Below are 25,362 nucleotides of genomic sequence, written 5' to 3' on the forward strand. Positions count from 1 at the left end.
GTCCCACCTGAGCAGTGTCACCGTCGATAGCCTGTTTACCACAGATAATCAGATCTACTTTGCCCAGTGTCTGAATTCCCTTTGATAAGGTATAGGAGGTAGCCCAGGTCTCTGAACCGGCAAACGCACGGTCAGAAATCAGATAACCTTCATCAGCACCCATTGCAATCGCACTCCTGAGAGCTGCTTCCGCCTGTGGAGGCCCCATGGTAATCACTTTAACCACACCACCGACTCTCTCCTTTATCCGAAGAGCCTCTTCGATAGCATATTCATCAAAAGGATTGACAACCGCTTCAACACCGTCCCGGATCAGAGTCCCTGTCTCAGGATTTATCTTCACCTTGGTAGTACCGGGTACCTGCTTGATACATACTACAATGTTCACGGAACCTCCTTAAAGGTCAATAAAACATCCCTGCAAATCTATAGAATGGTCAAAAATACTTTTTTTTGACGCCTTTAGCAATCCGAAGCTCTTGATGATCAAATAACACCACACATTTCATCAGGGAAACAAAAGATAAAATCATTTCAAATCTTATGTAATTGTGCCTGTATCAAAGGATTATCGAGTCAGTGCTGATTGGAAGAGGATTCTTGTCGGGGTCGGTACCGGAATTTTTTCCTCAATTGGATTCCTCGAGAGTTGCCTCAGGACCTCTGTTCCTGTTTCAATCAGACACGTACCTTGTCTCTATATATTTCGATTCCTTACTTTCCATCTTTTTACGTTTAATACCAGTATCGTGATCATATCCTAACAGATGAAACATCCCGTGGACAAAAAGCCTGATTATCTCATCCTCATAACTGCTTCCATACTGTCTGGCCTGATTCCTGGCTCTGGGCAGAGATATGTAGATTTCCCCTAAAAAATCCGGATCCCCAAAAGGGAACGAAAGAACGTCTGTAGCACGGTTTATACCTCTGTAGGCAGAATTGAGTTTTCTTATCATATATTCAGAGCAAAAAATCACATTTGCAGATCTCCGGAAAGCAATTTTTTCGTTTTGATAAATTTCCAGAGCTGTATTCATGATCCTTCTTTGAGGAACCGGCAGTTTTTTATACTGGCGAATTAATGTGACCGGAGGAGTAATTTTCATGATGCAAATTGATGGAATAAATGTTTTAAGACAGGTTATGAACTGTGTATAGTGGTTTATAAAATATAATGGAACGGGGCAGATTACAAAAAAGGAAAAGATTTCCTCTCGCTGAATCGTCGAAATGACAAATAAGCATACTTCCTATCAAGGATTCATCGGCAGGAGAGATGGCTATGACGAGTAAAGATGGGAAGAGAGAGTTTTGTTCAAAGATACAAAAAGGAATCGCTCCGCAGAGCAAGCTGCTCCTGGAGCGATCCTTAATCAAACCATTATTTTCCTACTCCCAGATTCGTTGTCAGGACCTCATCTTTGTAACCCTGACCGGTGTAATCAAGGTAAAGAATAGCTTTATAGACTCCGGGGGCAGCTTTGGCACCCTTGTATGTTGAGCCGTTCCAGTAAAACAAAAGATCAACTATAGAAAGACCGTTTATATTCAGTCCTCTGCTCTGTGCCCCGGCCAGCAGATCCTGCTTTACTGCATAGTTCACAAGGTTACCGACAAGATCATAGATTTTAAAGGACCCGTATACTGTTCCCGTAGAAGGTGGAGCAATCCTGGCTCTGATAGCGGTCCCACCGTAGGTTTTAGCCCAGTTGACCGCGTTAGGTTCATAAACGAGGTTTATCGGACCCGGGAGAGTACCTGGTGCACGGAAATCGGGACGGATCGGGTTGGGGAACGCCTTTATTTCCGTTTTCTGACCCTTAACATTGACATTTACTTTCTGGTTTACGGATGTGGGGAAATTCTTGCTTGCATCCTGAATCCCAAAGTTTTCATCCCTGATATTCACCCAGTTGGCATTGGTAATATCCATTCCGTTTGTTGTAACCAGTTTGACTACATCATCTTGTGCATAGGTAAATACTTGTATGTCGGCAAGAAGATTTACATATTCAAACTGCTGGGTTTCCGGATTTTTCTGCCAGATATTTAAGACCATGTCTGGTTTTGTTAAGACGTTGAAGGCATTCCCATTACCGCCAAGAATCTTTTCACTGAACTTAACCGTAAGAACATCTTTTGTATGGTCTATCGATTTGACTTCCTTTTCAACATACCAGACTACAGGCGGAGCACCATCTTCGGTATTAAGTGATACCTGGTTCAAATCCTGAAATGCCTGTATTTTTACATTTAACTGCCAGGCAGTCTGTGGAAGATGCCCAGTTGTGTCTTCTCGCAGATACAGGTAAAAAACAGTATCTCCAGGAGCACGTGGTACTATACTGTCGATAACAAATACTACATTATTCCTGGTTACTGAAAAATAGGGTATAGCTTCAGGAGGAATATTGACTGGCTTATCGAAAATCAAATCTATCCGGTCAAGAAGCCCGTTCCCGTCGATATCTCTTGTAACAGCCCTGGATAACACTGCTCCGGGTCCTGTTATAATAACAGGAATACAGGCCTTAACCTCCCCGTTCTCACCATTAGCAACAGCACAGAGATTACCCTGCTGATGATCATTTACATTTTCTGTTCCCAGATATGTTGATGCTCCAAAATCATTGTGTGGATTGAGAGTCCCATCAGTTGACCATGTGCTGTTTTGAAAATCAATCAGGTTCCCGAATCTGTCATAACCGGTTGAATAAACCGTTATAGATTGTGAGATACGGGAATCCAGTTGGATTGGCCCTGGTATGGGTATAAAGTTCGCATCCGTGATAGCCAGAGAATCCAGTGGACCAGGTAAAAGCACAAAGGGCTCTGTTCTTGCAATAAGGTTGGGGTTGAGAGTTACCACCAGTTGATGCTTTTCCTTAGTATAGGGAGCATTGTAAAGCACAACCTGTACCGTATCCAGACCATCAATAAAACACTGATCATTCGTGTGGGTTGTCATGCTTCCCGTATTCAGCGTGCCATTTATTCCATCAACACTTATTGTTGGATCGGGGAGATGAGCTCCTCCTCTACTCATGGTATCCTGATACACAACTCTGCTTGGATCATCCCCGCCATTTCCGAAGCAGTATTGACCGGGTACCAGCCCGTCTGTATTTCTTATCTCTACAACTGCCAGCAGTGTCTCTCCGGCTCTCCTCTGATTTGCAGGGGTAATTAACTTGAACTCAACCAGACTTGGAGGTGCCCTGTCGATAATGACAGGGATGATCAGAGTCTGAGTGTTTGCATCGTTAGGATTGGTCAGAGTAAGAGTCCCCGTACCTGGATTGGTTGGATCATAAGTCCAGTAAGAGAGTCCCTTCGAGGGCGGGACTGCAGAATTGAGCGGGGAGGAGAGATCCCAGTCAGCATTTACAAGCACCCATGAATCGATATCATTCGTATCGGTGGCAGTCGATTTTAAACCATACACATCATACAGTTTTTTCTGATCTGTATTCATCCTTATTGTGTCAACGTAATTATCTATAACACTGTTTCCGCGTTCCACAACCCGCAGGCGAAGGATGTCATAAGGTGCAACGATGACAAGAACAGAGTCTCTCAGGAGTGTACCTTCATCAGCATAAGCGTATGTTGTTCCGGAATTGATCCTGCTAACTATACCGTGAAATTTTCTGGGTTGAGGAAGTTCCTCACCTGTTGCAGATATAATGCCATCACCAGCAGGAGGGGGAGGACCCCAACTAGCTGTAATTGGATCTGCCATTCTTACAAAGGCTCCGGATCTGTCCCGCACCACAGCGTAAGCATCAGCAGAAGTCATGCTGTTAGAGATAATAATCTGGTCCAGCGGTTGAGGAAAACGTAAAGTAGATGTGTCGGCTGTAGTAGAGTCGATGAAATTAGCTTCGATGGAAATCGCATAAGGAGGACCATGTGTAACTTTGATTCGTATCGTGTCCTTTAATGTCACTTTCCCATCTGTTACCATACCTTCCAAAACTATTGTTGACCAGGCAACCGTAGGTACCACAAGTACCTCGCTTCCGACCCGCGATTTTAAAACCGAATCAGGATTACCATCACCATCCAGTATTCTCCATTGTGTATTGGCTGCTACCTCATCTCGGATTCCTAACGTATCATCGCGTACTTCTGATCTCAGCCTGACAGTGTCGTAAACCTGAACAGTGGTGTCAGGTTCGGCAATAAGTTTTATGTCAACAAGACTGGCACTTATAATGTTGGTAGTAATCTTGATATTGGATTCTGTTGTGTGCCTCTCGGCAAAGAAAAAACTCAGAGTATACACTTTCCCGTTTTCCAGCCACGGAATGGTGTCAAGATTAAAAGAACCATTCTGTTGTGTATGAATACCACCCAGATCCAGCACCAGCCTGCCATCGATAAATACCCAGACATCATCATCACCAGTAAAACTGAAAGTCAGACCATCGGTTTTTATAAACTCGCGGTGCAGTTCCATGGTGAAGGAGTAATTATGACTGAGATTTTCGTTTCCGAATCCCTGATTATCGAGGGGAAAGAAACTGTTGTTGACATACCCGTAGACACCATTTCCCAGATGATCGAAAACAAGGAAACTGTCGATTACTATGTTTTTAAAAGATGTATCGTGATTGACGGTAGTGGTTCGTACATAGTCGTTGCGGTTATAAACCGGGCGGTCAAAATCTCCCTGGCCACCACCGTTCTTCCAATCCCGGTACCAGTACTTGATGAAGTAATTAATAAAGGGGTTGGGGCCAAGAACTGGTTTCATATCGGCATCGAGATTCGGATCCACCATACCTCTTTGCAGGCGGCCATCATGGGGACACTCAAACTCAGGGTTTGATCTGTCGGAGTGGAAGTCATAGAAAGTGACCTTTACCCAGATGGTATCTTTGTAGTCGTCCTGCTGAGCATAAATGAAGGAAAACGTCAAGAATATGACAGTCCAGCTTAATCTGAAAAGCTTCCTTGAAGATGTCATTAATTCGCCCCTCTTTAATCGATTAAGTAGTTCGTTGGTGCCCTTTATCCATAATATAATAAAAACTGAAAATAACATGTACAATATATGAATAAAAAGAGTATTCTGGTGTATCCCAGGATGAAGAAAAAAAGGGGCTGGAATTGGTTGAAGGATGTTTTTTTACGAAATAGGGGACATTTAAGAGGAAAATTACTGGGTGGATATGATAAATTGTGTGGGGAGATATTTTAGAGAATTTCAGGAAACAAAGGGGTTGGGGGAGGAAATCGGCGGCATAAATGCCACCTCTATTCATACAAAGCCCGGTGAACCGGGCTAATAAGAAAATAAAATTCCATTGCCACGATTTTTCTCACCCCGGTTTACCGGATTTTTCTTTATTAGCTGACATTTATGTCACAGCTCAGAGATGAATTAATGAAATAAGGAGTTGTAATCTGCACAGATTTGAGAATTTAAACTGCAGAGATAAATAAAAATGTTTAATTCATTGAATTACAATCTTTTAAAGCCATTATATGTGAATGACTGTTAAGCCACATAAATTCTTCCGCAATAATAAGAAGAGAATTGTGGAATTTAGATTTTGGGAACGATGAAAGAGGTAAGGAGATCAAGAGAAATTTTCAATGGAAAAACGGAGATGAAGTAATAAATCCATCTCTGAGCGATAATAGTGAAAAAAATGACCAGGCATCTCCCATCCTTGTGAACAAATCCGGTGTCTATGCACCAAGTTCCTAACCAGGATCTACCTGGAAAAGGGGACACTCAGAGACAGAATGCTAAATCAGTGATTAAAGAAAAAGAGACAAAGTCATCCTTATCTGATACAAGCCCAGCTTTTTGCAAGGGGAAGGTGAGTTTCAGGCAGTAAAACCAATATATCTATGTTAGTTTACATAATATATATTATGCGACAATCCACTAATTCAGGCTTAAATACCCTTTCTATACAATTTCTCTATAGATCCAAATCTTGGCCTTGGGATTTTCTCAACAATCGTACTCTTATCTTTGTTGACAATGAACTATCGTGATTTAAATTATAAAATCTCAAGGAAAAGATCTCGTTAAATCATCCGCAGATTCCTTCAACCCTGAAACCTTTCCTTTGATTTTTAAAGATTTTATCAGATTCATGAATCTGGATGCGAATTATTTCCGTTATAAAATGAAAATGGGTTAAAGTTTCATCTACGAGATGAGATTTCGGCGGCATAAATGCCACCCCTAGCCAAATTAAGCCCAGTGAACCGGGTTTATAAAAAAAATATAATCCTTCCACGTTTTTCTCACCTCGATATATGTACTACTTTAATCGATATGTATTATTCCCATATACCACAAATTGTTACGCCACAATTGGGACACCTGGAATCCTTGATTTTCATTTCATCGATGCTAAATCCTGATCTCTTAATCAAAATCTCTTTGCAGTTAAAGCACACCGTATTGCTTTCTCCCGGAATATTTCCCGGAAAAACGTATTTTAAACCCGCCTGACAACCAATCTCCAGGGCCAGTTCGAGTGTGGATACCGGTGTGGCGAAGACATCGCCAAATTGGTACTGAGGAAAAAATCGGGAAACATGCCAGGGGATATTTCTGTCCAGGCCGGCTATAAACTCCCCTATGCTTCTTATCTCCTCTTCTGAGTCATTCTCTCCCGGAATCAGAAGAGTCGTGATCTCAAGCCAGATTCCCATCTTTTTAATTCTCTCGAGCGTTTCCAGTACAGGCTTCACTCTCGCTCCGCAATTTCTGCGGTAGAATTCATCGGAAAATGACTTCAGGTCAACATTGCAGGCATCAAGAACCGGTCCCACCTCTTTCAGTGCCTCTGCGGTCATAAACCCGTTCGTGACAAAGATATTTGCCAGACCTCTTTCTTTCCCTAAAAAGGCAATTTCAGAGGCATATTCAAGAAAGATGGTAGGTTCAGTATAGGTATAGGAGATGCTTTTAGAGCCGCTTCTTATTGCCCTTGCTACTATCTCTTCGGGACTGCTTTCGATCCCCCGTCTCTCCCCCATCATTTCCTCTGAAATCTGGGAGATCTGCCAGTTTTGACAAAACCCGCATCGGAAATTACACCCCATGGTGGCTATTGAGTAGGATTTTGACCCTGGGAGAAAATGATAAAGCGGTTTTTTCTCTACAGGATCTGCATTCTCAGCGATTGTCTTCCCATAGGCAAATGTAAAAAGTTTACCATCGATGTTTTTTCTCACTGAGCATTTTCCGAAATTTCCCGGCGCAATTGCGCAATGATGTGCACAGAGAAAGCAGCTTACGTTTTTATTATCAAGGGTACGGTAAAGTCTTGCCTCTTTCACCTTTTTCCTCCTTTCTATCCTGAAAATAGGTAAAGGCAGTAAGAGGAGAAGCAAGTAGCGGTCCTGATGGCATGGAGTTTGTTTTTTATAGTTTTAAGTATTCTGTGTTTTCTCAGGAGGTGTTATGGAAAGAAATGTCAATCCCATAGATGTGGAGCAATTCCTGAAGGATTCCCGTTTCCCGTCAGGAAAAAATGAACTTGTGCAATTTGCAAAAGATCACCAGGCCCCAGGACCGATACTCTCCGCAATAGAGGGTATTCCTGACAGGCGTTATAAAGACGCAGCCGATGCGGCACGGGAAACATTCATTCCCGAAAGTGAACTGCCCCGGGGACTGGAATCCTGCGATGATTAAAGTATAAAGAGTGTTGCCTTTTTCTCCTGAAACAGAAAGGTACACTCTTTTCCATTTACACACGAACAGATGGCAAGCTTCTTGCTATTATAAAATTATACTCTTTGAAAAATAAGCGTTTCACAAATCAAAGGAGGAACAGTGTGAATGGACAAATCGTAATAGTCGATGACATGGCGATAGCTGTTGAACTTATGAAAACCATTCTCAACAGAGCCGGCTATCAAAATATCATCACCTACGAATGTCCTCTTCGTGCTCTTCACGATATCGAGCAGGGACTCAATCCCCTGCTTGTCATCTCCGATTTCCGTATGCCAACACTTAACGGAGTTCAGTTCCTGGAGGCAGTATTAACAATCAATCCATCAGTTGCTTCGGTGATAATCACTGGTGATCCCGGTTCCATCGGCGAACTCCCCCCAAATTGCCAGGTACTTGAAAAAGGCAGGACCGATTTCTTTAAATCGCTTATCACGATTGTAAAAATGGCCAGTGAAGGATGCCATATCGATAATTTCAGAAGTCATACTCTACAGCAGTTAGAAAATTCAAACATCTTTCAGAAGATTCACACCTGACAGCCAGGGCAGAAATACCCTGTTCGACCGCCCAGTCTAAAGGATTCCATCTCTGTATTGCATCCGGGGCACTTTGCACCCTTACGACGATTTCTCAGAAGAAAGCTCTCTGGGAATCTTTTTTTGTCCCCATGAGCTTTGAGTGCGGTTTTCAGCACCATTTTCATGGAATTGAAAATTTTAAGAAAATCCTCACGCTTCAGGGAATCACTCCCCCGCTGTGGAAGAATTCCGGCCTGGAAAAGAATCTCATCACTGTACTCATTTCCTATCCCTGCAATGAGTCCCTGATCCATGAGAAGACTCTTTATTGACCGCCTTTTGCCTGAGAGGACCTTCAGAAAGCCATCCTTGTCGATTTCCAGGGCGTCTTTTCCCAGATGATGCTCGGAGATGAAATCCTCAGGAGAACTTGTGACACCGATTCTTCCAAAGAGTCGCTGATCTGAATATCCCAGAGTGCTTCCATTTGAGAAAACGATTGAAAGTCTCTCAAAAGGAGGTTTATCAGATGGCTTGCTGTAGTATTTAAGATCACCGGTCATCCCGAAATGGAGTGTAAGCCAGGGGTCTTTGTCTATTCTCAGGAAAATATTCTTGCCATAGCGGAATGTTTCCGTGAAGCGATTATCGACAAGGAGCCTCCTTAAACTGGACTGATCTACATCCTTGAGGATCCTGTTGTCTTTTACCTGAACTGAAGAGATTTTCTGGTTTAAAGAGGTTTCCTGTAGGTAATCCCGGAAATGTTCTACATCGGGAAGTTCGGGCATGATTTCACCTTACTGATAAATACGCAAATTTTATTCCCGAAAGATTCTGGTTTTCATTTGAAATTGATCAGATTTATATTAAAGCGGCTTGTAAAATAATCTATATAATAGATATAATTTCTATAAAGGTTCAGGAAATTTACTATAGGGGATTATATATGTTACCAGTTACAAACGTTTTAAATACCTTGTTGAAAAAAACGCGTTTGTATTTCCCACTTATTCTCATCTTCTCTTTTTCCACAATGGCCGCAAGACTCACTGTGGACCAGGATGGAGGAGCTCAATATAATAATCTTTCCGATGCCATAAAAGCTGCTTCCGATTCCGCCGGCGACACCATTTATATAGTTGGAAACGATGTCGATACTTACGATGAATCCTGGCCGATGAATATCGATAGTATAGTTCATTTCATGAGTGATAAAAATGACCCTGACAGCTTCCCGATTGTCAGATTGAGCGGAGGCGATTGGAACAATTACTGGACTAATCATGGTGGCACTAATCGTTTTGAGAGGATAATTCTGAATAACTGCGGTACAATTATTCTTTCCAACACCAACCGAAAATGTATCATCGATAGATGCGTAATACAGAACTTTACATCGACAGTATTTACCCTTAGAGATAACGCAACCGATTATCTCCTGATCACTAACACAATTTTTCGCAATAATGCCACAATTTTCCCGAGAATAGCAAACAAAAACAATAATGGTCCTTATGGCAGCGCCATAAACTGCACCTTCTTCAACAATGATTCTGTACAGGCTGAGAATAGCATCAATCCTGAGCAGGTAAGCAATCAAAAATTTATCGATATCACCAACTGCATCTTTGCCGGCAATACCGTTAATCTGGCTGATGCTGATCTGAAAAGTGTTTACACATACAATCTACTCCCGACATCAGAGTCAGGCTGGGGTGAAGGGTCTGTTTACAGTAATAATCCTGGATTTATAGGAGAAAATCCTGCGTCGATATCGGACTTTAGACTGTCTGCCAGCTCCCCTGCTATTAACGCCGGCACAAATACCGGTGCTCCGTTAACAGATATTGCCGGAAACTCACGCAGTTCAACCGATATCGGGGCTTTTGAGTGGATACCTACCGTTTTTGGAGACTACACCTGGGATATAGATGCGGCAGCCGGCATACAGCCAGGGGGTGGTACCTGGGGAACGGATGCTTACTGGACATTTAACGGAAACGGCACAACCCTTGTTGCCTGGCCGGGAGCGGGAAACTCCGCTACATTTGGTGGCAGTGATGGATCCTACACCATTACTGTCAGTGGAACTCAGGCAGTGGATAGCATCTCTTTTCTTAACAACGGATATACCCTCACTGGTGGAACGTTAAATTTTGGAAACAAAAATGGACTGCTTGTGGCCTCGGGAAAAACAGCAACCATAAAGTCCGTTATCACCGGTACAGGGGGGTTGAATATTCAAGCTAACGACACCACATCCTCTCGTGCGACTCTCCATTTGGATGGTGCCAATACTTACACTGGTGTTACCACTATAGGACGTAATATCAGGCTGAATGTAAACAGCATGTCCAATGGCGGATCACCAGGCAGTATCGGGGCTTCGACTAATGCTGCTGCAAATCTGGTGATCGATGGAGGTCAGTATCGGCTTACCGGTGGAGCTTCCAGTACAAATCGTCTCTTTACCCTGACCGAGAAAAACGGGTACCTATATTCGAGCGGCAGTGGAGCCATGAGATTTACAGATACGGGAGCTATCGCTTTTTCCGGCTCTGGTGCCCGCATTCTTGAATTCGGTGGAAAATTTACAGGCGACACCAATTCCTTCTCTCCCATAATAAGCAATGGAAACGGTGGTGCAACTGCTTTAGAGAAAACCGGACCCTCAATCTGGATTCTCAATGGTGCAAACACATTTACCGGTGGAGTAACAATAAAAGAGGGAATTTTAAAGGCCGGAAATAAACAGGCATTTGGAAATTTTGATAATACCATTACTGTAGATTCCGGCGCTGCACTGGATGTAAATGGTCTTGATTTGCGGGGATACACCAAGGGCATAGTAATTAACGGGCAGGTGGATGAGAATACAGGTGCGATCATAAATACCGGTGCAGAACAGACAAGCGCGATACGAAAGATATCACTTGGAAGCGATGCGACTCTTGGCAACAAAGGAAACAGGTTTGACATTGGGAGAGGATACGCTGATTCTGTCTGTATAGAAGGAAACAATAATACCCTTACAATAGTCACCAATTACATGGGACTTCTGGGCAAGGCAAGATCACTTAAAGAATTGATTATTAAAAGCGGACAACTGTCTGTTGAAAATGATTCTGCTGCAGGTACGGCTCCAATCACAATCGATAGCGGAGCAACTTTTGTCTCCTGGGGAGATAGAGTATTTCATAATGATATCAATATCAAAAATAATGGCAGCTTGCTCTCACCCTACGACACCGGTCATACCTTTACCACAGTTCATAATGGCACCATTACAGTTGACGGCAACGCCACTATACGCAATCCTGTCAGGAAAAACACTATGACAATTGCCGGAGTAATAACCGGTTCAGGTAATGTAACTGTATCGGGAGATGGAGGTGTTGTTATTTTTTCAAATAATAATACCTATACCGGAACAACCACTGTCACTCTCTGTACACTGCAGATCGGCGATGGCGGCACAACCGGAAGCATCCCCACAAATGTTACCAATAATCATGTTCTGAGATTTAACCGGTCTAACGCCTATACTTACGGTAGTGTCATTTCCGGTACCGGTACTGTAATAAAAGAAGGAACAGGTACCCTGACTCTCTCGGGTGACAACACCTATACAGGGCCAACTACAGTTTCAAGCGGAACTCTTAATGTGACCGGATCTCTTGTATCCGGAAGTGCCGTAAGGGTTACCGGTACTCTTGCCGGTACCGGAACAGTGGCAGGAACAGTCGATGCCAGTGGAGGAACAATTGCTCCTGGAAATGGTGAACCGGGTACACTTACCACCGGTGCCTTAACGCTCAATAATTATTCTGTGCTTAACTTTGAACTTGGCACTTCAAGAGACAGCATTCGAGTGAATGGAAATCTTATTCTTGATGGTACCCTGAATGTAAATGCTTTGACTGGATTCGATGCCGGAATTTACACTCTGATCACCTGCTCTGGAACTTTGACAGACAATGGTTTGGAACTGGGTTCTATGCCGTCGGGTAAAGACTATGCTATCTCTGCTGGTGACGGTAGTGTTACTTTAACAGTCACTAATTCCACTGTAGTAACCAATCCTCCCACAGATATTTCTCTCTCCATGGACACCGTGCTTGAAGGTCAATCCTCAGGTGCTGTTGTGGGAATCCTTACTGCAGAGGATGAGGATACGGATCCTGCTGATCTAACCTATACTCTGGTAAGCGGTACGGGATCAACCGACAATGCTTTGTTTACCATCGTTAAGGATACTCTCAAGACCGCCACTGTTCTGGATTATAAAATTAAAAGTTTACTGAGTATAAGGATTCAGGTTGCTGATCCTGAGGGAGGAAAATATTCGAAAACCTTAATGCTTCATGTTATTGCCAATCCGGGAATAATGGTTCAACCGCACGATACTACAGTAATAGCTGGCCGCAACGCATCATTTTTGGTTCGGGTAACCGGTGATCCGCCATTTGTATACAAGTGGGTTAAGACAAAAGGGACAGTTGTCGATACACTCGATGATGATTCATTATTGACACTTGTTTCTGTGGAACAGACTGACAGCGGGACAACTTACAAATGCATTGTCTCCAATGCTGCCGGTTCAGTTACAAGTAGGTCTGCGGTGCTTAAAGTGATTTCACTTCCCTGGATAACTTCGCAGCCTCAAGATATAGCTGCTTCTGACGGAGATACGGCGGTGACTTTCAGTATTACGGCTGAAGGAACCGAACCACTCCGTTATAAATGGTTAAGAAACGGAACAGATTCCATAGGTGGATCAAGCTATCTAAGGCTCGATGGGGTAACTTTGGACGATGACGGTTCGTTTTTCATCTGTGAGGTGACCAATCCAGCCACAGATTTAGCCGATACGGTTGTCAGAAGTAACACTGCTTATCTCACAGTTGCTCCTGCTCCGCCTTATATTACAGAGCAATCTCAGCATGTTGCAGTAAAAGAAGGAGAGAACGCGGTTTTCTGGATAAGAGTAACCGGCACTCCCCCATTCGCATATTCATGGTATAAAATTGGAAATTCTGAAATATTTAGTGAAGCAGATTCGCTCGTTATTAAAGAAGTTGTAAAGAGTGACAGTGGCTCCTCTTTCATATGCGTAGTTGTCAATGATGGCGGTGTAGTTTACAGTGATACAGCAATTCTGCATGTGGGAAACGTCGAACCTAAGATCAATAAGAATCCCACTGATTATGAAATTCACGAAGGCGGGACCGCTGTATTTACAGCTAAAGCGACCGGCACTGCAGAACTGATTTACACCTGGTATTTGAAAGAAACCGGAGACAGTGTCGGATCAGGAGACACTCTGAAACTGAAGAATGTGTCCAAATCAGACAGCGGTAATGTTTATTACTGTGTAATCAGAAATAAAGAGGGTCAGGCTGAAACGGAACCTGCGGTTCTGCATGTTCTTGACGCACTCGCGGCACCGGAAATCACGCTTCATCCTGTTTCCCAGGCGAAGTACGTTGGTGACAGTGTAACTTTTTCAGTCAATGCCACAGGTAATCCAGCTCCGGAGTATCAGTGGTATAAAAATGGTGAACCGGTAACCGGGCAGACAGGTAAAAGCCTGAAATTGACCAATCTCAAGCTGTCAGATGACAGTTCAAAGATTTATTGTGTTGTGTACAACTCAGAAGATTCGGTTTTCAGTGATACTGCTATTCTTACCATCATTCCACCACCCATAGCAGGTTTTTCCGTAGAACCGATTGCCGGATTTGTTCCACTGACTGTCTCATTTGCAGACACATCACAGGGAGAGATTACTTCGCGAAAGTGGTATTTTGGTGATGGTGACAGCAGCACACAGAGGAATCCTGATAATGTCTATGAAACAGCCGGCAAATTCCAGGTAAAGCTGGTTGTGACCAATCCCTCGGGAAAAGATTCAACATCTGATACCATAACAGTATTTGCTGAGGGTGCCAACCCTGTAGTCATTACTGCAAGTTATCTGAAAGACAGAGATATCAGAATTGTACTGAAGAATCTAAGTGCCATCGAAGACGCTTTTCCTTCAGCCTGGGTTGATTCTCTCGGTATCTGGGTGGAAGAGGGAAAACTCCCTGCTTCTCCATCCACATCGGTACGCTTGAAAGCTTACAGCAAAAAGAAACTGATTGATGCGGGAGATTCCTTTGTCGATACTCTGACTCTTCCCGGCGATGGTGATCTTTACGGTTTGATGAATGCGCTTATCTTTCTGGACAGAAGCAATTCCGAATTTGACTCCCTTAATGGCTGCATGGTTTTCATGAAGGATACCATACACCCGGATAATCCGCTGTCTATCTCAGGATCACATCTGGGAGGCGATTCAGCTCAGATCAGGTTTGGCAATGTATCTTCTATCGATGATGAAAAGGCAGATTCGATCGGATTCTGGTACGGCACAGATACCTCTTCTCTCTCCTTCAGTAGTTCGAATTCACAATGGTTCTCAGTTGATGAGATAACCGGAGAATCACAGTATGCATTCAAAATCAGTGATGAATTATTCAATGAAGAAGCTGTTGAGATCTGGTTAGCAGTGGTGATAAAGGGGACAAATGGTCTGCTTAGCCCTGTTGTCAAATCATCTTTCAGCACCTTGACCGTATCAGTTGACAATCCGATCATTCTGAGTGCAGTCGCGCTCAGTGCAAGCAGGATAATGCTTAGCTGGCCAGAAATTGACGATCCGGAGATAACCCGTATCCGTCTCTGGATGGGAGAAAAAGCAGTTCCGGATGGTCCCATTATTCCCTCAGGTTTTGACTCAGTCAGGGTTTCACCATCGGATACAATTTACATTTTCACAAGTCTGAAGAGTGAAACAAGGTATTATTTCGGTGCACAAGTGTTTAAAGACGGGAAATGGTCACCCGTTACATCAAATGCCCGCGCCAGCGCGGTTACCCTTGAACCATCAGACACTACCAGGGTTGAAAACTGTATCCGTCTCGATCCCCCGGTCTTTGATACCCTCTCTGCTACAATCCGTCTCTCCTGGTGTCTTGACTCCTCCTGTTACATGGATGATTTGGACGTGGGAATCTCTTATTCCAACGTCCATTTTCCTGAGCTTAAACTTTACATCGGTCAAATCGTTGAGGTTACATCAGAATGCCAGAGTGTGGTTCTGAAGCTTAAGGAAAACACCTTATTGTTTGATACTACTTACTACATCGAGCTTTGGCTGCGTAAGACCGATGGTGAGTGGTCAAATCCGACTGAACTCTCAAAGGCTGTAGTGAGGACTCCTCCTTTTACCAGGGAAATAATGACATTTTTCAGAGAAGGAGAGGATACTGTAAAAGCCTTTAACGGTACGGTAGTATTCTGGAAAGACGCGACTTTTACCAGTAAAGCCCTTGTCGCCAATAACGATACTCTTTATGCTTTCAAGCCCAGGAACTACAAGGGAATGATTCCTGTGGGAACGGGTTTTTATCTGAATATCAGCTCTCCGCCTCTCTATATAGGATTGCGCTACATGGAGCTTCCGAAGGGGTACAGTGCCGATGATGTGCGGGTTTATCGTGATAACGGGTCGGAACTGCTTGTAGAACATGGCACGATTGTGGATTCCAAGTCAAAGACCATAGCGGTGAAGACTTCGGATATGCGCTATCCTTTCCTGCTTCTGATAGACACTATGCCTCCAGTTGTCACTTTCAGGGACACAGGCTCTATCGCAGAAAGTGAACGCACTCTCAGGGATACTATAGGTCTTGAAGACAACATCAGCAATCTTTACTGGAAATATATTTATGGTAAAGGTAACGAGGCTCCCTCGTATGAGAAACTCGACACCCTTGAAGGTGAAAGTGAAACTATCCGTCTCTCCGTATCTTCTGACCTGAAGGTAATAAGCCAGGATTACGGGCTGAGAGCATATCTAATAGTTTCCGATGGGGCACACGTGGATACTTTTAACCTGTCAAGGAGAGTCAGAAGGGAAAAGTCTGACCCGATCCGTACTACTGCAAAGGAGTGGTATCCACTTAAAGTTACATCTGAACTTGCGTATACCTCGCCTGAATCTGTTATCGAAAAACTCCTTGAAAAAGATGTCAAAGAGTACGATAACAGGTATATAAGAATGTTCAGATGGGCTGATGATGGCCGCAATGAATCAAGCGACAGATGGGTTGAATACGCAGACTCAAACTCATCCCTGTTTAAATTTATCCCAGGCAGACTCATCTGGGTAAAGACGCTGCACAATCAGGCGATAGATTTCGGAGAGGGTATCACCCTTTCTCTCAAGAGTAATTACCAGATAACACTGCCTCCAAAGGAATGGACCGACATAGGACTCCCCTACCGTTTCGGTATCAGGCTTGCCGATATACTGGAGTCTACCGGTAAATGTGATTCATTGCATTTTTATTCCTGGGCAAAAGACAGCTCAGACAGACGTTTCTATGCTAACGGTATTTTCGTACCGGGTTTTCCTGACAAGCAGAATCGGAACATGGAACTTAAGTTCGAAAATGATGGAGGATTCACCATCTTTAATCCCTACAAGGATACGATCCGTCTGAAGATTCCTCCGATCCCGCTTGCTATGTCAAAAGAGCAACCGCTCTCTAAAAAGTCCAAAGATGATGAAACATGGAGTGTGAAGATGATCTGCAGGACCGACAGCGGAGCCAGGCTACCTGATGTTTACTGCGGGTATGCCCCAGGGAATACTTTCTGTGATTATCCTCTTGTGCCCTCATTCTCATCGGCAAGAGTGGCAATTTTCCACAGAGAGGTAAACCGTCGGTACGGGCATCATATTGCAGGTAAATTTAACGGCAGGTTGGCACGGGAGATCGCTTTCACAAATACCGGTGATAAACCTGTAAAGATCTCTTTTAATCTGGAAAGAGCCGGAGTATTTCCTGCCGACCTTGAAGCATCGATGCTGAATACTGAAAGTGGTGACTGGCGCTCCAGCGGAACCGTTACTGTGGCCTCCGGACAGACTGAGTACAGGTGGCTTGTTATTGCTGATCAATCATATATGGAGCAGTTCAGAGAAAACACTTTAATGTTCAAGTACTCTCTGAAACCGGTTTATCCCAACCCGTTCCGATCTGTGGCAAATATAAGATACACGGTTCCTGCCGGATCAAAGGAATCTCTCCGCTTTACTCTTCACGACGCGATGGGAAGAAGGTTATGGGAGAAGACAATTGAGGGATCGCGCCTTTCCATGGGTGAACACCGTGTCACATGGAATGGAACAGATATAAGAGGAAAGAAGGTTCAAGCTGGTGCCTATTTCCTGAGTCTATCTGTCCTTGATGGGAAAAAGAAGGTAATAAAGAAGTTTCAGGCTAAGCTGACTTATATTCCATAGTTTGATGGAGATGGCTGCGGCATAAATGCCGCAGCGACGAAAGGAAACCCCGATAAATCAGGGTTGGGAGGCACGACAATGAGGTTGTTTTTTCAGGAAGCCCGGTTAACCGGGCTTTTTTTTTGATAGAGGCGGCATTAATGCCGCCTCTGGAATGGCTCTTGCTCTTTTGTCCACTTGAACAGGATTTGAGTTCTTACAAGAGCAAGGACGGATATGCTTTACAGAGTATTTTTCATAGTTTTAATCTTCTGTCTATCAGCCAGAGCAGACAATCCTCCTGAGATAACCTTCTCCCCGCCAAGTATAATCGAAGCAGTAGAGGGCGACAGTATAAGGCTGAGTTGCGGAGCCGAAGGCAGAGGTGATCTGACTTTCCGCTGGTTCAGAGGTGGAAAGGAGATCGATTCCGGAAGTACTATCGTTATTAAGCATCTCAGGAAAGTCCATGAGGGAAATTATGTCTGCATTGTGGAAAACCAGTATGGATCGGATACAACCGGGAACTGCAGAATAATTGTGAAAGGAGCTGCACGGGTAAAAGTGGCTCCTTCCGCTGAGACTGAAAAGATCATTTCCAGGAAGAAGAAAAGTCCTGAGATTATCAATCAAAAGCCTGAAAAAATACTCAACACCGTGTTTTTTCTCCCGCGTGTGTTTCTAGGAGAACATCTTGGGGGAGATTCCTTGCAACTGGCGATTCAGATTTCACCTCAGTCCGCCGATTCTCTCCATATCTGGTATGGCTCCTCCCCACTGCCCGACTTCAGCGACACCATTTATTCGCGCAGGCTCGATCCAGGATTTTTCTACTCCGATTCCGACACCATTTTTCTCACTTTACATGATAATATCTCAAAACCGGGTGATACGATCTATGCTGCTCTTGTACTGTCAGCAGGCAGACAGTTAAGCGATACTTTAATCACATCCTTTACCTCTAATAGGAAAATTTCCGGAGGCATCGAAGAAAACTGTAAGTACCCGTCAATAAGGGATGCAAAGATGCTGGAGAATTCTTTAGAATTGTGTGTGTATCTTGAACGTTGTGAATCAAATAGAGAGGATGTTTTACTTCTGTGTGAATCCTCTGATAAGGTCAATCCTAAGTTGTTTTTCAGCATTCCGGCTGGAGAGGACAGTGTCAGGCTGAAACTAGCCCTGTTTACTCCGGGAGAAGTTTACGATGTATTGCTGGTACCAGGGGAGAATCAGTACATCCCTTCCGAAAAGAGCCAGACAGGTCTGTTTACCATAAAGGTACCGGAACGCTCAGGTAATACTGCTACCGAAGAGAGTACCTCAATGAAGCCGGAAATCTCAAAGATCAGCTTTAATGGGGATAGCGTAATATTTAAAATAACAATGTCTTACACTGGCCTTGAGAGGGTAGTTTATACTATTCTTGATTCTGAAGGGAAAACTGTCTGGAATCGTCCGGTAGTTTGCACCGGCGAGGAAATTGACAGCCTTGTCTGGGATGGTTTTTCAGATTACTACTCCCAGGTGCCTGCCGGTTTTTATATTTTCCGTATAAAGGCTATTTTTAATTCCAACTCAGAAGAAGCGGTCGGATACCGGCAGTTCTGGTATAATCCCTCCCGTGGGAACATCTGAAAACCAATGATCACTGCGAGTTTTGCCAAAGAAATCTGCGGTGCGATTCATCTGCATACTACCTACTCTGATGGTGGTGTTAATTATCAGGAGTTGATAGACGCCGCAAATGCTGTAAACCTGGACTTTATTGCTGTTACAGATCATATGTCCCTTGGTGGAAAAGAGAGTGGTCAGGAGGGTTTCAGAGGTGATGTCTGTGTGCTTGTTGGCTATGAGCATCAGGACAGAATAAATCACAACCATTATCTTGCTCTGGGGGTAGATGAAGTTTTCCACAATCTTGACAATCCACAGGATTACATAAATGCGGTTAAGGATTCGGGTGGAATAGGATTCCTGGCTCATCCTGCTGAAAAAAGGCACTATTTCGGCAACCTGCCTCCTTACCCCTGGACAGAATGGCAAGTCAGTGGTTTTGACGGGATAGAGATATGGAATCAGATGTCTGACTGGATAGAAAAAATCCGTTCTCCTCTCAGTGCTATTCGCTTATTCTATCCAAGGAGATTTCTCGCAGCGCCTCCATCGGAACTTCTGATGAAATGGGATACTCTTAACCGTGAGAGATTCATCAGCGGTATCGGTGGAGTTGATGCGCACACCAGACGGGTAGGCAAAGGAATTTTTTCCATACTTGTTTTCCCTATCAAAGTGGAATTACAGGGGATTCGTACTCACGTTTACCTTACTGATGAACTAGACAAATCAGATTTCCCCGGATCAAAAAGGGCGATTTTGAACGCTTTACGTGATGGCAGGGGTTTCTTCAGTAATTTTCGAAGAGGAGATGCAAGAGGGACAGAGTTTTTCATGGAGTGTAAAGACGGGCAGATAGTTCTTCCGGGTAAACCCGCTCACTTCTCACTGCCATCAAAGCTCCTTGTTAGTTTGCCCGGAATGGGAACAATTCATCTTGTGGCTGATGGTAAACGTATCCGGACTGTTCAGGGTAAAAAAGCAGAATTCCAGATTACTGATAGTGGTATTTACAGAATTGAAGTGTATCGTAAATCAAAAGCATGGATCTACTCCAACCCCTTCCCTGTTGGAAACTATCCTTTCCCGGCTCTTCCCGGAACTGAATGATAATCTATTTTAGCCCTGTAAGAGAGTGCGGATTTTATATTTCTTTCTCTGACGGGACTGATTTTCTTTCCCCTGATTCCTCTATTTCTGTGGGATTACACTGGTGCGAATATCTTTTAAAAGCATTCTGGATGGTTTCTTCCTGCTTCGTATCCCATTACTGGCTCCTGTGTGGACAATCTTAATACTGGGGTGGATCACCGGAAATGAATCTGCGAGTATCGGTGGTGGATGGCTTCAGGGAGATATTCTGAAATGGCATTGGCTCTCTCTGATTGGTTTCTCTCTGATTGTCGCGTCAATTTACGTTGTGAACCAGATTGTCGATATTGAAAGCGACAGAATAAACCATAAGCTTTTTCTTCTTCCACATGGATTCATTTCTGTTCCTGCAGCCTGGACTCTTGCAGTGCTTTGCGCGGTTTCGGGGATTGTTATCAGTTTTATTTATGATCCGGCAGTCATTGTTCTTTTTTTTGCGGGGTTATTCATTGGTGTATTGTATAACCTTCCTCCATTTACGTTTAAGAACAGGGCATTGGGCGGTGTCCTTGCAAATGCATTGGGTCATGGAATGCTTACGTTTTTACTGGGCTGGTATATTGCAAAGTGTGGTTCTCAGCTGTCTCCCGCCGATATTCGTATTGGGTTAATTTCCTCCATTTCCCCGGCTCTGGCAAACGGAGCAGTGTTTCTGGCAACAACCATTCCGGATGCATCTGGGGATCGTCTGACCGGAAAGCAGACTTTCTGTGTAAAGTACGGTGAAAAAGTCACTGCAGTGAGTGCTGCATTTCTCTGTTTTTTCGCTTTTTTCTTCTCCTTTTTCATGGAAAATCATTTCTGGGTGATGGCACTCCCTTCATCGATCAGCCTTTGCTTTTTTCTGTTTTTTGCGATCTCCACCAGAAAAGAAATTGCTTTCAGGGCTTTTAAATGGCCTGTTTTTCTCTTGTCTGCTGCAGTAGCTTTGTATGTTCCTGAATATGGCCTGCTTATTATTCTCACTTTTATCGGCAGCAGACTCTATTATAAATGGCGCTTCGGGATAGATTATCCCACTTTCAAATCGAAATGAAGGCAAAATTACTTATTCTCATTGATCTGTTTTTTGTCACCCGCCCTCTTCTTCTGGTTCCGGTATGGGGATTTGCTGTTTTTGGTTACTGGCGTTTTAAAGGGTTTACTCTGACTGATCTTCCCCGCGTCTGGTCCCTGATTCAATACCAGGAACTGCTGTGGGTGGCAGTTTTTTCCCTGTCGGTTGCGGTTGTTTACGTTTTAAACCAGGTTGCAGATATCGATGTTGACAGGAAAAACAGCGGTAAACCACTGATCGCCTCAGGTGTTGTTTCACTGAAATCAGCCCTGGTAACCTCTGTGTTTTTGTCAATTGTATCCATATTTTTACCTCTGCTGTTCTCAAAACCCGTTATCTCAATACTTTCCATTTTAACAATAATAATCGGGGTAGTTTACTCTTTTAAGCCGTTTTATTTTTCCGGAAGGCCGTTTTTTGATTTTCTCTCCAATGCAACCGGGTATGGAGTAATAGCTTTCGGTGCTGGATGGTCGATTGCCGGAGGAGATTTTTTCTGCCTTGAATTTTTCAGAGCATCTCTCCCCTACTTTCTTCTGATGTCTGCAGGGTCTATCAGTTCAACCATGCCTGACAGACCAGGCGATTTGGAAAGCAGCAAAAACACTACAGCAGTGGTGTTTGGTAATTTCAGGGCTCATCTTCTGGCTCTTTTATTTCTTCTGGGATCATGTATCGTTGCAATCATTGATTCAGATATAATTGTGATTCTATGTTTCGCGGGCAGTTTCCCGTTTTATCTGGGGTACATATTTAAGCCAGATCAGTTCTGGACTGAGTCCACCTACAAGGCAGGCGGTGCTTTGTGTATGGTATGTGCGGGGATACTGGCACCAGCTATGATTCCGGCAGCAATGGTTGTATTCTTTTTGACATGGCTGTATTTTCGAATACGTCATGGTGTTTCATATCCAGCGCTGGTTCCGGGTGACTCATGAAATGTAAATTTATCATTCTTTTTTGCTTTGCTGTCTCATCCGGTGTGTATGCCTTCAGTTTCCCGGAAGAGAGCGATTCTTATCGCGGGCTTGTAATAGAACAGATAATAAATTCACAGTTTAATGAAGCACTATTAATTTGTGATTCTCTTATACGTCAGAATCCCTCAGACCCGCTTCCATCTGTGCTGAAACTGGCGGTTATCGGAATGCGGGATGTTGATTTCGAGAAAGTTCTGGATTCCACTGGATTTATCTCCTCATATAATAAATCGCTCGATCTTGTGACTGAGTATCAGAAGCAGGCAGGGATCTCTTCATACTCAAAAACACTCGAGGGACTCTGCAAGGCAATCCATGCCACATTTTATCTGCGCACCAAGGCCTATGTCCCATCTCTTCAGAACGGTTTTAATGCATTGAAATTGCTGCAGGAAGCAAAAGACCTTGATTCATCCAATGCCGAAGCCGATTTTTTTCTGGGCCTTTATGACTATGCAAGAGCAGAACTCAGGTCGAAGTTGTGGTGGATTCTGTTCTGGTATCCTGGTAACAGGGAAAACGGTATAAGGAAGCTGGAAAACTGCAGCAGGAGTGCGGAATTAACCGGAACTGCCGCGAAACTTTCCCTTTGCGATATTTACACTGAAGAGAAGAAGCCTGAGCGTTCTTTGCATCTAATAAAGGAGCTGGAGAAGCGTTACCCGCAGAGCAGATTTGTCCTGTGGTCCAAAGCGAAATATTACGAAGCAATTCAGGACTATTCTCTGGCTGCGGCTGCTTATGAGAAGCTATCAGATTCATACGCACTGGTTCCTGAGGGAGGTTACAATTCAGCAGTAACAAGGAACAAGCTCGCTCACATGCTCGTAATGAATGGTGAAAAAGAAAAGGCCTCACGTATCTGTGAAAAACTGCTTTCTGATAAAACTGTTCTTAATGACAAAACGATGCGAAAAGACACAGAGAGACTTCTGGAAAGGATCAAAAATGGTGGTAGTTGACAACTCCGGATGTGACGAGTGTGGGACTTGTGCTGGTGTCTGCCCTGCTGCAGCTATTTCCCTTGTAGAGAAGCCTTCAGTTGAGCATGACAAATGCATTCTCTGCGGCAATTGTGTGAAGGTGTGTCCGTTAGGAGCACTAAGAATGGAGACAGCAACAGAGTCTGTACCTGTGCAGGAGATGAAAAATGGCTGAAAAATTTGACATCGCAGTAATTGGTGCAGGTCCGGCCGGTTCGATGGCGGCATGGAGTGCTGCTCTTACAGGACGACGGGTATGTCTTCTGGAAAGAAAGGAGAATGCCGGTGTTCCGGTGAGATGTGGCGAGGGTATCGGGGCAAAAGGCCTGGCAGTCAGTGTTAAAGTCAAACCGGAATGGATAAAAAGTACTGTTACCAAGTCGGTGATGGTATCACCTTCAGGGATAAAAGTCAAAATCGCCAATGTCGATGAGAGTTATATTCTTGACCGGGAGAGAATGGATGGAGATCTTGTAAAGGAGGCTGTTTCTGCCGGAGTTAAATACTTCAACACCTTCCCTGTTCTTTCGATTTGCCGTCGTAAGAATGGTTACGAGTGCTCAGGCCCGTCAAGGAGTGTTACAGCATCGATTGTCATCCTGGCAGATGGAGTGGAATCGAGACTGGCGAGGTTTGGAGGCTGGGATACATCACTTGCTCTTTCCGATGTTGAATCCTGCGCATTTACCCGGGTATTTTCTCCACTTATTGAACAGGACACCTGTGTCTTTTACACCGGTTCATCGGTTGCTCCCGGAGGATATGCCTGGATTTTTCCCAGGGGAGCAGGCGAAGCGAATGTCGGGCTTGGAATTATAGGATCGAGAAGTGAGGCTGGCCTTGCTGTAAAAAAACTAAAGGAATTTATAGACAGGGAATTTCCCGGCATGCGGTTCGGAGAGATTCACAGCGGAGGGGTGCCTGTTAAAAAATGGGTTCGCCCGCTTGCTAAAGATGGGATCATGCTTGTGGGTGATGCGGCCAGGCAGGTCAATTGTATCAGCGGGGCAGGAATCGGCTATGCGCTTTTCGCGGGTAAGCTCTGTGGAAGAATAGCCGGAGAAGCTGTCAAAGGAGATATGATCGATTATGATCATCTGAGGGAGTATGAGAAGATCTGGAAAAAAACGTATGGAAAGCAGCAGAATCGTTCTTTTGCTCTCAAGGAGTTTGTGATAAATCATGCTGACGACCGGTTTCTAGACAGAGTTGCGAATGCACTCTGCAAAGAAAAACCTGAAAAGATGAACTACATGAGGGTATTTGCAAGAGCCTTTGCACATAATCCGATCCTGCTTTTCAAAGCCTTCAAGCTTTTCGGGTAAGCGCCTTTTACATTTTTAAAATCCCGGTGCTGCTGCTCCTTTCTTCAGGCACATCTCCGGGATTTATAAATATTTCCTGCTTTTTGTGTCCTAAACATTAATTGACTGGTGTTCCGACATCTGGGTCATTATCGGAATCGGAGTTGAAAACTTTGCATGATGCAGTGTGGACATACTTTCTATACCAATGCTGATTTTGACTCTGTTTCAGTTAAGGCTTTGTGTATAATAGATTATCACATACAGAGATTAACCAGACAGTTCGAATTGAATCTATATTAGTAGTTAAATGTGAATTGATCAAACCGGAGCTGTTGCTCCGTTCGTGAAGGGATACCCGCAGGAGAGAACTGGAATAGAAAATTCATCATTGTATGCCGCGAAAACTCTTTATCTGTTCAGTCGCAGTATTCATAAACCTCTGCCCTCATCTGTTGAGTGCCGATTCTTTTATTGGAATTAATCCTTTTTCAATAAATGTGTCTGATAGTACAGCATATACAGATCTACACAAAGCCTTATTTAAGCGATTACAGTATGAACTGCTCCCCTACGGTATAAAACCCGCTCTCATGGATGAGTTAAAAGGACAGGAGTGCGTAGCGATTGTGGGGGGAAGAATCGAAGAGATATCAGGGACTCCTGTGATCAATTTTCATCTATCCAGCAC

At 43.9% G+C, this 25,362-nt stretch carries 15 protein-coding genes; 10 read left to right on the forward strand and 5 right to left on the reverse strand.

Annotated features, from left to right (window positions below; all coding sequences use genetic code 11):
- The 4 genes from GX089_02555 to amrS form a co-directional block, all read right to left on the reverse strand.
- The coding region (locus GX089_02555; GenBank protein ID NLP01348.1) for an electron transfer flavoprotein subunit beta/FixA family protein at nt 1-388 on the reverse strand (388 nt) is incomplete at its 3' end.
- A gap of 286 nt (nt 389-674) precedes the next feature.
- Nucleotides 675-1,040, reverse strand: coding sequence for an rRNA maturation RNase YbeY (gene ybeY, locus GX089_02560; GenBank protein ID NLP01349.1), 366 nt, complete (start codon nt 1,038-1,040; stop codon nt 675-677).
- A gap of 344 nt (nt 1,041-1,384) precedes the next feature.
- Nucleotides 1,385-4,975, reverse strand: coding sequence for a fibro-slime domain-containing protein (locus GX089_02565; GenBank protein ID NLP01350.1), 3,591 nt, complete (start codon nt 4,973-4,975; stop codon nt 1,385-1,387).
- A gap of 1,334 nt (nt 4,976-6,309) precedes the next feature.
- Entirely contained in the window at nt 6,310-7,317 is a 1,008-nt protein-coding gene (gene amrS / locus GX089_02570) for an AmmeMemoRadiSam system radical SAM enzyme (protein NLP01351.1), read from the reverse strand.
- 124 nt (nt 7,318-7,441) lie between these two features.
- Here amrS and GX089_02575 point away from each other — a divergent pair, with 124 nt between their 5' ends.
- Nucleotides 7,442-7,675: a DUF2795 domain-containing protein gene (locus tag GX089_02575; GenBank protein NLP01352.1), complete on the forward strand. Its 234-nt coding sequence runs from the start codon at nt 7,442-7,444 to the stop codon at nt 7,673-7,675.
- Between the two features lie 143 nt (nt 7,676-7,818).
- Nucleotides 7,819-8,256, forward strand: a complete 438-nt coding sequence (locus GX089_02580) for a response regulator (GenBank protein NLP01353.1) — start codon at nt 7,819-7,821, stop codon at nt 8,254-8,256.
- On the opposite strand, the gene GX089_02585 is transcribed toward GX089_02580, so the two are convergent.
- Entirely contained in the window at nt 8,247-9,029 is a 783-nt protein-coding gene (locus GX089_02585) for a hypothetical protein (protein NLP01354.1), read from the reverse strand. The genes GX089_02580 and GX089_02585 overlap by 10 nt on opposite strands.
- A 158-nt stretch (nt 9,030-9,187) precedes the next feature.
- Here GX089_02585 and GX089_02590 point away from each other — a divergent pair, with 158 nt between their 5' ends.
- From GX089_02590 to GX089_02625, 8 genes are all read left to right on the forward strand, one after another.
- Nucleotides 9,188-17,599: a PKD domain-containing protein gene (locus tag GX089_02590; GenBank protein ID NLP01355.1), complete on the forward strand. Its 8,412-nt coding sequence runs from the start codon at nt 9,188-9,190 to the stop codon at nt 17,597-17,599.
- Nucleotides 17,600-17,815: 216 nt separating this feature from the next.
- A complete protein-coding gene (locus GX089_02595) occupies nt 17,816-19,216 on the forward strand; it encodes an immunoglobulin domain-containing protein (protein NLP01356.1) in 1,401 nt (466 codons plus the stop codon).
- A gap of 6 nt (nt 19,217-19,222) precedes the next feature.
- Nucleotides 19,223-20,305, forward strand: a complete 1,083-nt coding sequence (locus GX089_02600; GenBank protein ID NLP01357.1) for a histidinol-phosphatase — start codon at nt 19,223-19,225, stop codon at nt 20,303-20,305.
- A 103-nt stretch (nt 20,306-20,408) separates the two neighbouring features.
- Complete coding sequence (locus GX089_02605; protein ID NLP01358.1) at nt 20,409-21,383, forward strand: UbiA family prenyltransferase; 975 nt, start codon at nt 20,409-20,411, stop codon at nt 21,381-21,383.
- Nucleotides 21,380-22,342 carry a UbiA family prenyltransferase gene (locus GX089_02610; GenBank protein ID NLP01359.1) on the forward strand — a complete coding sequence of 321 codons (963 nt, stop codon included), beginning with the start codon at nt 21,380-21,382 and terminating at the stop codon, nt 22,340-22,342. The genes GX089_02605 and GX089_02610 overlap by 4 nt, the downstream gene beginning before the upstream one ends.
- Nucleotides 22,339-23,346 (forward strand): hypothetical protein, encoded by a 1,008-nt coding sequence (locus GX089_02615; GenBank protein ID NLP01360.1) that lies wholly within the window; start codon nt 22,339-22,341, stop codon nt 23,344-23,346. The genes GX089_02610 and GX089_02615 overlap by 4 nt, the downstream gene beginning before the upstream one ends.
- Nucleotides 23,333-23,542 carry a 4Fe-4S binding protein gene (locus GX089_02620; protein ID NLP01361.1) on the forward strand — a complete coding sequence of 70 codons (210 nt, stop codon included), beginning with the start codon at nt 23,333-23,335 and terminating at the stop codon, nt 23,540-23,542. Before GX089_02615 ends, GX089_02620 begins: the two co-directional genes overlap by 14 nt.
- A complete protein-coding gene (locus tag GX089_02625) occupies nt 23,535-24,692 on the forward strand; it encodes an NAD(P)/FAD-dependent oxidoreductase (GenBank protein NLP01362.1) in 1,158 nt (385 codons plus the stop codon). The genes GX089_02620 and GX089_02625 overlap by 8 nt, the downstream gene beginning before the upstream one ends.
- Nucleotides 24,693-25,362: the final 670 nt, after the last annotated feature.

The organism is Fibrobacter sp., from assembly GCA_012523595.1.
Lineage (GTDB): Bacteria > Fibrobacterota > Chitinivibrionia > Chitinivibrionales > Chitinispirillaceae > JAAYIG01.